The organism is Streptomyces sp. SID14478, from assembly GCF_010548525.1.
Classification (GTDB): domain Bacteria; phylum Actinomycetota; class Actinomycetes; order Streptomycetales; family Streptomycetaceae; genus Streptomyces.
In genome coordinates this window covers 1-8843 of record NZ_JAAGMG010001270.1, presented here as the reverse complement: position 1 = coordinate 8843, position 8843 = coordinate 1, and the positions used below count along the sequence as shown (strand labels likewise).

Here is an 8843-nt window from a genome sequence, read left to right as displayed (position 1 = left end):
CGGGGCCGTGGTGCGGCCGGGCGTCTCGTGCGCGGGGGAGGGGCCGCACAGGTGCCGACCCGGTCGCCGGGCGCCGGCGCCGCGGTGAGAGTGCCACCCCGGGCCGGGCCTTGGGCCGACGTTGATCCCTAGGTATACGGACAGCCCGCGACCCCGCCGACATGCGTATACCTGTCTCCCGCCATACCGATGTCCCGGCCGGAGGAATCCCGCGAAGCTGTACCCGTGCCGAGCGCTCCGGGAGGAAGCGCGCGGCGGAGCGTCGGGCAGTAATGGTCAACTCCCCACGGCTGTCGTGGCAACGACTCCCCGTCGCAGCGCCCGGAAGCACGGCACGTCACGGTGGCTGCCCTCGTCGGCGGGGCAGCCACCTCTTACAGGAACCGGCACGGCCCGCCCGGACCCCGCGGGCCGTCAGAGCACCCGGACCCCGTGGGCCGTCAGAGAACCGGGGCCTTCGCCCGCAGCACCGTGAGGAACTCCCGCATCCAGCCGGAGTGGTCCGGCCAGGCGCGGGCCGAGACCAGCGTGCCGTCGACGACCGTCTCCGCGTCCTGGAAGTCGGCGCCGGCCGCCTGGATGTCGGGTTCGAGCGCCGGGTACGCCGTCACGCGGCGGCCCCGCAGACCGTCGACGGCCGCCGTCAGGAGCGGGCCGTGGCAGATCTGGGCGATGGGCCGGTCCGTGTCGAAGAACGACTTGACGATCTTGCGGAGCTCGCCGTCGCCGCGCAGGTACTCCGGGGCCCGGCCGCCGGGGATCACCAGGGCGGCGTACTGCCCCGGATCGACTTCCGAGAAGGCCAGGTCCGCGGGCCAGGTGTAGCCCGGCTTCTCCGTGTACGTGTCGAAGCCCGGCTCGAAGTCATGGACCACGAAGCGCAGCGTCTTGCGGGTCGGCGCCGCGATGTGGACCTCGTAGCCCTCCTCGCGCAGACGTTGGTACGGGTAGAGGACCTCCAGCGACTCCGCCGCGTCGCCCGTCACGATCAGAATCTTGGGTGCCATTGGTCACACGCTCCCCTCACCGGGGCGGGCCGGTATCCGCCGTCGTGCCCAACGTGCCTGCCCTTGTGGGCCCTGGCAAGGGGGCGTGGTTCTGTGCAGAGTGTCAAAGTTCGACCGCAGGTTTTGTACACATACGGTTCATGACGGGCCCCCGGTGGGGAGCGATAGCCTTGTCCCGTGATCAGCGCGATATCTCGCGGGGGCATCGTCGCCCCCTGCCCGCGCCGGGAGCTCACGGGTCGCCACAGCGACCGTGCCCGGCGCGATGAGCCCTTGAGCGGGCTCGCAGCCGCTGATCATTTCCGGCGGATGGCCAGTTCGTTGAAAATGGCGCATTACCGTCCGCTCTTCTCTCATTCCGGCATAACGTCGAAGTCGACCGGACACCCCGCGTCGCGGCGTTATGTCGTTCCCTTCACGTCTACGTCTCGCAACGGCGCGCGACAGGAGCCAGAGGACAATGCAGACCAAGCTGGACGAAGCCAAGGCCGAGCTGCTCGCACGGGCCGCCCGGGTAGCTGAGAACAGCCCGGTAGGGGGGCACCTACCGACTGGGGCGACGGACGAGGGCACTCCTGACCGGGACACCGTGCTCGCGTTCCTCCAGCGCTACTACCTGCACACCGCACCCGAGGACCTCACGGACCGCGATCCGGTCGACGTCTTCGGAGCCGCGTACTCGCACTACCGGCTCGCCGAGAACCGGCCGCAGGGCACCGCGAACGTCAAGGTCCACACGCCGACCGTCGAGGAGAACGGCTGGACCTGCAGCCACTCCGTCGTCGAGGTCGTCACCGACGACATGCCGTTCCTCGTGGACTCCGTGACCAACGAGCTGTCCCGGCAGGGCCGCGGCATCCACGTCGTCATCCACCCGCAGGTCGTCGTCCGCCGCGACGTCACCGGCAAGCTGCAGGAAGTGCTGCCGGCCGGTTCGTCCGCGGAGGGCCACGACGTGGTCACCGAGTCGTGGATCCACGTCGAGATGGACCGCGAGACCGACCGGGCCGACCTGAAGCAGATCACCTCCGACCTGCTCCGCGTCCTGTCCGACGTCCGCGAGACGGTCGAGGACTGGGAGAAGATGCGTGACTCGGCGCTGCGCATCGCCGACGAGCTGCCCAGCGAGCCGACCGCCGGCGACCTGCGCGACCAGGAGGTCGAGGAGGCCCGCGAGCTGCTGCGCTGGCTGGCCGCCGACCACTTCACCTTCCTCGGCTTCCGTGAGTACGACCTGACGGACGAGGACTCCCTCTCCGCCGTGCCCGGCACCGGGCTCGGCATCCTGCGGGCCGACCCGCAGCACGCGGGCGACGACCTCCACCCGGTCTCCCCGTCCTTCAACCGGCTGCCGGCCGACGCCCGCGCCAAGGCCCGCGAGCACCGGCTGCTCGTGCTGACCAAGGCCAACAGCCGTGCCACCGTGCACCGGCCCAGCTACCTCGACTACGTCGGCGTGAAGAAGTTCGACGCCGAGGGCAACGTCGTCGGCGAGCGCCGCTTCCTCGGCCTGTTCTCCTCCGCCGCGTACACCGAGTCGGTGCGCCGCGTCCCCGTCATCCGCCGCAAGGTCGCCGAGGTCCTCAAGGGCGCGGGCTTCTCGCCCAACAGCCACGACGGCCGCGACCTGATGCAGATCATGGAGACGTACCCGCGCGACGAGCTGTTCCAGACGCCGCCCGACGAGCTGCGCTCCATCGTCACGTCCGTCCTGTACCTGCAGGAGCGGCGCCGGCTGCGGCTGTACCTGCGCCAGGACGAGTACGGGCGCTACTACTCGGCCCTCGTCTACCTGCCGCGCGACCGCTACACCACCGGTGTGCGCCTGCGGATCATCGACATCCTGAAGGAAGAACTCGCCGGCACCAGCGTCGACTTCACCGCCTGGAACACCGAGTCGATCCTCTCCCGGCTGCACTTCGTCGTCCGCGTCGCACCCGGCACCGAGCTGCCGGAGCTGTCCGACGCCGACAAGGACCGCATCGAGGCCCGGCTCGTGGAGGCCGCCCGCTCCTGGGCCGACGGCTTCGCCGAGGCGCTGAACGCCGAGTGCGGCGAGGAGCGCGCCGCGGAGCTGCTGCGCCGCTACGGCGGTTCGTTCCCCGAGGGCTACAAGGCCGACCACACGCCGCGCGCGGCCGTCGCCGACCTGGTCCACCTGGAGCAACTGTCCCACGGGGCACAGGACTTCGCGCTCTCCCTGTACGAGCCGGTGGGCGCCGCCCCCGGCGAGCGCCGCTTCAAGATCTACCGGACCGGCTCGCCCGTCTCGCTCTCCGCCGTGCTGCCGGTGCTGCAGCGCCTCGGCGTCGAGGTGACCGACGAGCGCCCGTACGAGCTGCGCTGCTCGGACCGGGCCACGGCGTGGATCTACGACTTCGGTCTGCGCATGCCCAAGTCGGCGGGCGGCAACGGCGACGACCTCGGCGCCGACGGCCGCGAGCGGTTCCAGGAGGCGTTCGCCGCGACCTGGACCGGGCGCGCCGAGAACGACGGCTTCAACTCCCTCGTGCTGCGGGCCGGGCTGAACTGGCGCCAGGCGATGGTGCTGCGCGCGTACGCCAAGTACCTGCGCCAGGCGGGCTCCACGTTCAGCCAGGACTACATGGAGGACACCCTCCGCAACAACGTCCACACGACCCGGCTGCTCGTCTCGCTCTTCGAGGCGCGGATGTCGCCGGACCGCCAGCGCGCGGGCACCGAGCTGATCGACGGCCTGCTCGAAGAGGTCGACGGCGCGCTCGACCAGGTCGCCTCGCTCGACGAGGACCGGATCCTGCGGTCCTTCCTCACCGTCATCAAGGCGACCCTGCGCACCAACTTCTTCCAGGAGGCGGGCGGCGGCACCCAGCACGCCTACGTCTCCATGAAGTTCGACCCGCAGGCCATCCCCGACCTGCCCGCGCCGCGGCCCGCGTACGAGATCTGGGTGTACTCGCCGCGTGTCGAGGGCGTGCACCTGCGCTTCGGCAAGGTCGCGCGAGGAGGCCTGCGCTGGTCCGACCGGCGCGAGGACTTCCGCACCGAGATCCTGGGTCTCGTGAAGGCGCAGATGGTGAAGAACACCGTCATCGTGCCCGTCGGCGCCAAGGGCGGCTTCGTCGCCAAGCAGTTGCCGGACCCGTCGGTGGACCGGGACGCGTGGCTGGCCGAGGGCGTCGCCTCGTACAAGACCTTCATCTCGGCGCTCCTCGACATCACCGACAACCTCGTGGCCGGCGAGGTCGTGCCGCCGGCCGACGTCGTGCGCCACGACGAGGACGACACGTACCTCGTGGTCGCGGCCGACAAGGGCACGGCGACGTTCTCGGACATCGCCAACGAGGTCGCGAACAACTACAACTTCTGGCTCGGCGACGCCTTCGCCTCCGGCGGCTCGGCCGGCTACGACCACAAGGTCATGGGCATCACCGCCCGCGGCGCCTGGGAGTCCGTCAAGCGGCACTTCCGGGAGCTGGGCGTCGACAGCCAGTCCGAGGACTTCACGGTCGTCGGCGTCGGCGACATGTCCGGTGACGTCTTCGGCAACGGGATGCTGCTCTCCGAGCACATCCGGCTCGTCGCGGCCTTCGACCACCGGCACATCTTCATCGACCCGAAGCCGGACGCGGAGACCTCGTACGCCGAGCGCCGCCGCATGTTCGAGCTGCCGCGCTCGTCGTGGGCCGAGTACAACAAGGAGCTGATCTCCGCGGGCGGCGGCGTCTTCCCCCGCTCCGCGAAGTCGATCCAGCTCAACGCCCACATCCGCGAGGCCCTCGGCATCGCGTCCGGCCAGGCCAAGATGACCCCGGCCGAGCTGATGAAGGCCATCCTCCAGGCGCCGGTCGACCTGCTGTGGAACGGCGGCATCGGGACGTACGTGAAGTCGTCGGTCGAGGCGAACACGGACGTCGGCGACAAGGCCAACGACGCGATCCGGGTCGACGGCCAGGACGTGCGCGCCAAGGTCATCGGCGAGGGCGGCAACCTCGGCGCGACCCAGCTGGGCCGCATCGAGTTCGCCCGCACCGGCGGCAAGGTCAACACCGACGCGATCGACAACAGCGCCGGCGTGAACACCTCCGACGTCGAGGTCAACATCAAGATCCTGCTCAACGGTCTCGTCTCGGAAGGGGACATGACCGTCAAGCAGCGCAACAAGCTCCTCGCGGCGATGACCGACGAGGTCGGCCACCTGGTGCTGCGCAACAACTACGCGCAGAACACCGCGCTGGCCAACGCCGAGGCCCAGTCGTCGTCCCTGCTCCACGCCCAGCAGCGGTTCATGCGCCGGCTCGGCAAGCAGGGCCACCTCGACCGGTCCCTGGAGTTCCTGCCGAACGACCGGCAGATCAAGGAGCTCCTCAACTCCGGGCGCGGCCTGAGCCAGCCCGAGCTGGCCGTCCTCCTCGCGTACACGAAGATCACGGCGTCGGACGAGCTCATCCAGACCGAGCTGCCCGACGACGCGTACCTGCGCGGCCTGCTGCACGCCTACTTCCCGCGGCCGCTGCGCGAGAAGTACGGGGAGGCGATCGACGCGCACGCGCTGCGCCGCGAGATCATCACGACGGTCCTCGTCAACGACACGGTGAACACGGGCGGTTCGACGTTCCTGCACCGGCTGCGCGAGGAGACGGGCGCGTCCCTGGAGGAGATCGTGCGGGCGCAGCTCGCCGCGCGCGAGATCTTCGGCCTGAGCGAGGTCTGGGACGCGGTGGAGGCGCTCGACAACGTCGTCGCCGCCGACGTCCAGACCCGGATCCGGCTGCACTCGCGCCGCCTCGTCGAGCGCGGCACGCGCTGGCTGCTCAACAACCGCCCGCAGCCGCTGCAGTTGGCGGAGACGATCTCGTTCTTCCAGGACGGCGTCGCCGAGGTGTGGGCCGCGATGCCGAAGATGCTGCGCGGCGCGGACGCCGAGTGGTACCAGTCGATCGTGGACGAGCTGACCGGCGTCGGTGTGCCCGAGCAGCTGGCGTCGCGCGTCGCCGGGTTCTCCTCGGCGTTCCCGACGCTCGACATCGTGCAGATCGCCGACCGCACGGGCAAGGAGGCGCTGGCCGTCGCCGAGGTGTACTACGACCTCGCGGACCGGCTCTCCATCACCCAGCTCATGGACCGCATCATCGAGCTGCCGCGGGCCGACCGCTGGCAGTCCATGGCCCGCGCGTCGATCCGTGAGGACCTGTACGCGGCGCACGCCGCCCTGACGGCCGACGTACTGGCCGCGGGGAACGGGACCTCGACGCCGGAGCAGCGGTTCAAGGCGTGGGAGGAGAAGAACGCGCCGATCCTGGGCCGCGCGCGCTCCACCCTGGAGGAGATCCAGAGCTCGGACGCCTTCGACCTGGCGAACCTGTCGGTGGCGATGCGCACGATGCGGACGCTGCTGCGCACGCATTCGTAGGCGTTACGCGGATCAGGGCGCCCCGGGCCGATCGACCCGGGGCGCCTTCGTGTCTGCTGCGGCCGCCCTGCCGGACCGCGTCGCGGTCCGGTTGCTCGTGCGGCACGGACCGGACCGAGGGTTCCGCCATACACGTTGAAGTGGGGCATTACGTCTAAAGTGGACCTGATTGTCTGACAGATCAGGGAGAGCCGATGCCGTCGATGCCGTCGAAGCCGTCCGGGCCGGACGCGAATCCGGCGAGTCGTGCGGTCGCACTGCCCGCCGACTGGGCCGCGACACCACTGACCGTCGTCATGCCTACCTACAACGAGGCGGGCAACCTGCCCGGGATGGTCCGGGCGCTCATGGCGCTCGACCTGCCCGGCCTGCGGCTGCTCGTCGTCGACGACTCCAGCCCCGACGGCACGGGCGAGATCGCCGACCGGCACGCCCGCGAGTTCGGACCCGAGCGCGTCGGCGTCCTGCACCGCGCGGGCAAGGAGGGCCTCGGACGGGCGTACGCCGCGGGCATGGCGCAGGCCGTCGCCGACGGCGCGCGGTACGTCCTGCAGATGGACGCCGACGGCAGCCACCCGGCGTCAAAGGTCCCGCAGATGCTGGGAGTTGCCCTGGCGACCGGCGCCGGGGTGACCCTGGGCAGCCGTTACGTGGAGGGCGGCACCCTCTCCGACGCGTGGGGCGCGCACCGCCGCCTGCTGTCCCGCTGGGCCAACGCGTACGCGGGCACCATCCTCGGCACCCGGGTCCGCGACATCACCGGCGGCTTCAACCTGTGGCGCGAGGACGCCCTGCGCGCCATCGACCTGGCGTCCGTGGACAGCGCGGGCTACAGCTTCCAGGTCGAGATGAAGTACCGGGCGCTGCGCCGCGGCTACGGCGTCATGGAGGTGCCGATCCACTTCGAGGACCGCACCGTCGGCGAGTCCAAGATGAACCTGATGGTGCAGCTGGAGTCCGTCGCCATGCCGTGGAAGCTGCGCGCGAGGTCGCGCCGGTGACCACCACGTCCTACGCGCCGCCGCGCCCCGTCTCGGTGCGGCTGCGCCGCCTCTCCGTCGAGATCGTGAAGTTCGGCGTGGTCGGCGGCAGTGGCGTCGTCGTCAACCTGCTCGCCTTCAACCTCCTCTTCCACGCCCTGAGGTGGACCCCCATGGCGGCGACGGTGGCAGCGAGCTGCGTGGCCATGGCCACGAACTACCTCGGCTTCCGCTGCTACGCCTACCGCGACCGCGCGGCCCGCACCCGCCGCCAGATCGCCCTGTTCTTCGTCTTCAGCGGGGCCGGGGTGGCCATGGAGAGCGCGCTCTTCTCCGCCGGCTACCACGGCGCCGGCATGACCGGCCCGCTCGCCTCGAACCTCGCCAAGACCCTGTCGATCCTGCTCGCCTCCGCGTTCCGCTTCCTCGTCTACCGGACGTGGGTGTTCCGGCGGCACGATGCGCGTCGCGGGTAGCGCGCTCGCGCGGGCCGCCGCGCTGCTGCTGCTCGTCCTCCTGCTCGGCGTCGTCGTACGGCTGCCCTGGGCCGGTGACCTGGGCATCCACGCGGCCACCGTCGAGCGACTGCGGCACGACCTGCTCGACCCCGGCGATCCACTGGTGGCGGCCGACGCCCCCAGCCCGTACTACACGCCCTGGACGCTGCTGCTGGGCTGCGTGGCGAAGGCCACCGGGCTCGGTGTCTTCGTGGTGCTGCGGATCGCGGCGCTGGTGTCGCTGGCGCTGCTCGGCACGGGGGTGTGGGCGTTCGTGGGTACGTTCCTGGCGAGCGCGGCGAGCGCGGCGAGCGCGGCGAGCGCGGCGAGCGCGGCGAGCGCGGCGAGCGCGGCGAGCGCGGCGAGCGCGGCGAGCGCGGCGAGCGCGGCGAGCGCGGCGAGCGCGGCGAGCGCGGCGAGCGCGGCGAGCGCGGCGAGCGCGGCGAGCGCGGCGAGCGCGGCGAGCGCGGCGAGCGCGGCGAGCGCGGCGAGCGCGGCGAGCGCGGCGAGCGCGGCGAGCGCGGCGAGCGCGGCGAGCGCGGCGAGCGCGGCGAGCGCGGCGAGCGCGGCGAGCGCGGCGAGCGCGGCGAGCGCGGCGAGCGCGGCGAGCGCGGCGAGCGCGGCGAGCGCGGCGAGCGCGGCGAGCGCGGCGAGCGCGGCGAGCGCGGCGAGCGCGGCGAGCGCGGCGAGCGCGGCGAGCGCGGCGAGCGCGGCGAGCGCGGCGAGCGCGGCGAGCGCGGCGAGCGCGGCGAGCGCGGCGAGCGCGGCGAGCGCGGCGAGCGCGGCGAGCGCGGCGAGCGCGGCGAGCGCGGCGAGCGCGGCGAGCGCGGCGAGCGCGGCGAGCGCGGCGAGCGCGGCGAGCGCGGCGAGCGCGGCGAGCGCGGCGAGCGCGGCGAGCGCGGCGAGCGCGGCGAGCGCGGCGAGCGCGGCGAGCGCGGCGAGCGCGGCGAGCGCGGCGAGCGCGGCG

Annotated in this window: 4 protein-coding genes and 1 pseudogene; 4 read left to right on the top strand and 1 reads right to left on the bottom strand. The window is 72.1% G+C overall.

Annotated features, from left to right (window positions below; translation table 11 throughout):
• Positions 1-440 precede the first annotated feature (440 nt).
• The gene (locus tag G3I40_RS40685; protein ID WP_164559840.1) at positions 441-1007 is read right to left on the bottom strand and encodes a DJ-1/PfpI family protein; all 567 of its coding nucleotides are present in this window, start codon (positions 1005-1007) and stop codon (positions 441-443) included.
• A 460-nt stretch (positions 1008-1467) separates the two neighbouring features.
• Here G3I40_RS40685 and G3I40_RS40680 point away from each other — a divergent pair, with 460 nt between their 5' ends.
• The 4 genes and pseudogenes from G3I40_RS40680 to G3I40_RS47745 all read left to right on the top strand — a co-directional run.
• The gene (locus G3I40_RS40680) at positions 1468-6399 is read left to right on the top strand and encodes an NAD-glutamate dehydrogenase (protein WP_164559839.1); all 4932 of its coding nucleotides are present in this window, start codon (positions 1468-1470) and stop codon (positions 6397-6399) included.
• 296 nt (positions 6400-6695) lie between these two features.
• On the top strand, positions 6696-7400 hold the full coding sequence (locus G3I40_RS40675) for a polyprenol monophosphomannose synthase (protein ID WP_239092237.1): 705 nt from the start codon (positions 6696-6698) through the stop codon (positions 7398-7400).
• A complete protein-coding gene (locus G3I40_RS40670) occupies positions 7397-7855 on the top strand; it encodes a GtrA family protein (RefSeq protein ID WP_343245183.1) in 459 nt (152 codons plus the stop codon). Before G3I40_RS40675 ends, G3I40_RS40670 begins: the two co-directional genes overlap by 4 nt.
• Positions 7839-8159 (top strand): annotated as a pseudogene (locus G3I40_RS47745) (hypothetical protein); the annotation flags it as partial. The gene G3I40_RS40670 and the pseudogene G3I40_RS47745, both read left to right, overlap by 17 nt.
• Positions 8160-8843 lie beyond the last annotated feature (684 nt).

Excerpts from the sequence above, each read along its gene's own strand:
- G3I40_RS40685 (WP_164559840.1), bottom strand. The coding sequence starts at position 1,007 with ATGGCACCCAAGATTCTGATCGTGACGGGCGACGCGGCGGAGTCGCTG.
- G3I40_RS40680 (WP_164559839.1), top strand. The coding sequence starts at position 1,468 with ATGCAGACCAAGCTGGACGAAGCCAAGGCCGAGCTGCTCGCACGGGCC.
- G3I40_RS40675 (WP_239092237.1), top strand. The coding sequence starts at position 6,696 with ATGCCTACCTACAACGAGGCGGGCAACCTGCCCGGGATGGTCCGGGCG.